The organism is Kocuria rhizophila, from assembly GCF_003667225.1.
In the GTDB taxonomy this organism is placed as follows: domain Bacteria; phylum Actinomycetota; class Actinomycetes; order Actinomycetales; family Micrococcaceae; genus Kocuria; species Kocuria rhizophila.
The window spans coordinates 1-2,129 of record NZ_RCOM01000150.1 but is presented as its reverse complement, the minus strand read 5'-3'; the positions used below and the strand labels follow the sequence as shown (position 1 = coordinate 2,129).

General features: G+C 73.8%; 2 protein-coding genes. One reads left to right on the top strand and one right to left on the bottom strand.

The features are described 5' to 3' along the window. Window positions 1-89: 89 nt before the first annotated feature. Complete coding sequence (locus D9R02_RS11715) at window positions 90-989, top strand: MBL fold metallo-hydrolase (protein WP_019311137.1); 900 nt, start codon at window positions 90-92, stop codon at window positions 987-989. Here D9R02_RS11715 and D9R02_RS11710 read toward each other — a convergent pair. Further along, window positions 898-2,129, bottom strand: a 1,232-nt coding sequence (locus D9R02_RS11710) for a phosphatase PAP2 family protein (RefSeq protein ID WP_259463968.1), incomplete at its 5' end; no start/stop codon positions are given. The two genes, D9R02_RS11715 and D9R02_RS11710, sit on opposite strands and share 92 nt — an antisense overlap.

The window sequence follows — 2,129 nt, the reverse complement described above, 5'->3', positions numbered from 1 at the left end:
CACCACGCCCGCTGCGCCCCCGTCCCGCGGGTTCCGCGAGGCCCTTCCCGATGCGGGGCCGGTAGTGCGTTGCGGATAGAGTGAAGCGCATGGCACGCACCCAGGAGCTGCGCCCCGGCGTCTACGTGATCGGCACCGACAACTGGAGACTGAACTCCGGTCTGGTGCTGGGCACTCAGCGCGCCCTGGTGGTGGACACGGGTGCTGGGCCGCGTCAGGGCCGGGAGATCCTGGCCGCCGTCCGTGAGATCACGGACCTGCCGCTCACCGTGGTGAACACCCACGCGCACTACGACCACTTCATGGGCAACGCGGTGTTCGCGCGCGCCGGCGCCACCGAGTTCTGGGCACACAAGGCCTGTGCCAGCGCGATGGCCGAGGTGGGGGAGTACCAGCGCAGCTTCGTGAGCACGCAGGAGCCGGAGATGGGCGCGGGCGAGGGGATCGACACCCGCCTGGTGCTGCCCACCAACACCCTGCCCGGCACGGGCCTGCGCCCGTCCCTCACACGCATCGACCTGGGCGAGCGGCCCGTGACCCTGTTCTTCCTGGGCCCCGGCCACACGGACAACGACGTCTGCGTGGGCGTGGACGACGTCGTGTTCTGCGGGGACCTCGTGGAGGAGGGCGCGGACCCCAACTTCGAGGACGCCTTCCCGCAGCGCTGGGTGGAGTCCCTGCGCGCGCTGGCCACCCTGGAGCGCTACACCGCGTTCGTGCCCGGCCACGGCACGCCCGTGACCGTCAACTTCGTCTCGCAGCAGGCGGACACCATGGAGCTGGCCCTGCGCCGCGCCCGCGAGGTGCAGGTCACGGAGGAGGGCCCCTCCACCGCGGCGATGTACCGCCTGCCCTACCAGGCCGGCGTGGCCCGGGTGTTCCTGGACCGCTGGGCGCTCATCGAGTCGCAGAACGCAGCCGACGTGCCACCAGCGACCATCCCAGAGCAGCTGCGGCCGCAATCCCCAGATACCCCGCCGTCAGCGTGACGCGACCGCCGAACGTGCCCGCCACCGCGGGATAGGGCCACCAGATGGCCACGGCCAGCAGTGCGCCGGTGACCACGGTCAGCGTGATGGCGGTGCCCAGCCGCGGCCTCGTGAGAACGGTCACGAGGGCGCCCCGGTACCCGTACGGCTGGGGATCCCAGGCCCCGCGCTGCGCCCGCGGCCGGTTCCGGCGCTCCGCGTCCCTCGCCGCCGACGCCGCCCGCTCCAGTTCCCGCGCCTGCCGCTCGTGCGCGGGCGGCACGTAGGCGCTGTCCCCGCGGTCCTCGCTCCATGCGCGCTCCTGGCGGCGGTGGGAGCGCTCGTCCATGAACCGGCGGTAGCTCCCGGCCGGGGTGCCCCCGGTGCGGAGACGGGTGCGTGCCGCGGCGGCGTCGATCAGCTGTGTGGCCAGCGCCGCCAGGACACCCCAGCCGCCCACGATGAGCAGGGCGGCCATGGCGTCCGTGGGGCGGTGCCAGCCGTTGAGCACGGTGGTCATGCCCACCACGGCCGCGAGGAACGCCCCCCACCGTCCGGCGCGGGCCCGACGGTGCGGCGGGGCCACGAGCAGCGCGGCCATGAGCAGGGAGGCGGCCGCGGTGGTGTGCCCGGACGGGAACGAGTTGGAGGCGATCTGCTGCACCCCCAGATCCGGTTTGTCGAAGACCCCGTGCTTGAGGACCTGGGTGCTCACGTTGGCGGCGACCACGGCCACCGCTGCGCACGGGGCGGCCACCCACCGGCGGTAGCGCACGGCCCACACCAGGGCCAGTGCCCCGGCGAGCACCGCCACCACCTCGGGCAGGAACTGGGCGGCCACGAGCACGAAGGACGGGAAGAAGGTGTTGCGGTCCGCCTTGGCCTGCTGCAGGGCGGTCTCGTCCAGGGCCTGACCGGTCACCGTGTTCAGCCCGGCATGGGCCACCAGCAGCACGAGCCCCCACAGCAGGGCCACGGACAGCGCCGCGGCCACCACGGTTCCCGCGCTCAGTGTCCTGGCCGGGGGAACAGGAATGCGGCCCGGGGAGCCGGGAACCGGAGCGGGGGCACCGTAGCCGCCGTACGCCGGGGCAGGGTACTGGCCGCCGCGGTACGGATCACCGTGCTGCGGGCCGGCGCGGTAGGGGTCGGGGCCTGGGG

Bases quoted from the DNA above. Each gene is read 5' to 3' on its own strand.
- D9R02_RS11715 (WP_019311137.1), top strand. From the start codon at position 90: ATGGCACGCACCCAGGAGCTGCGCCCCGGCGTCTACGTGATCGGCACC.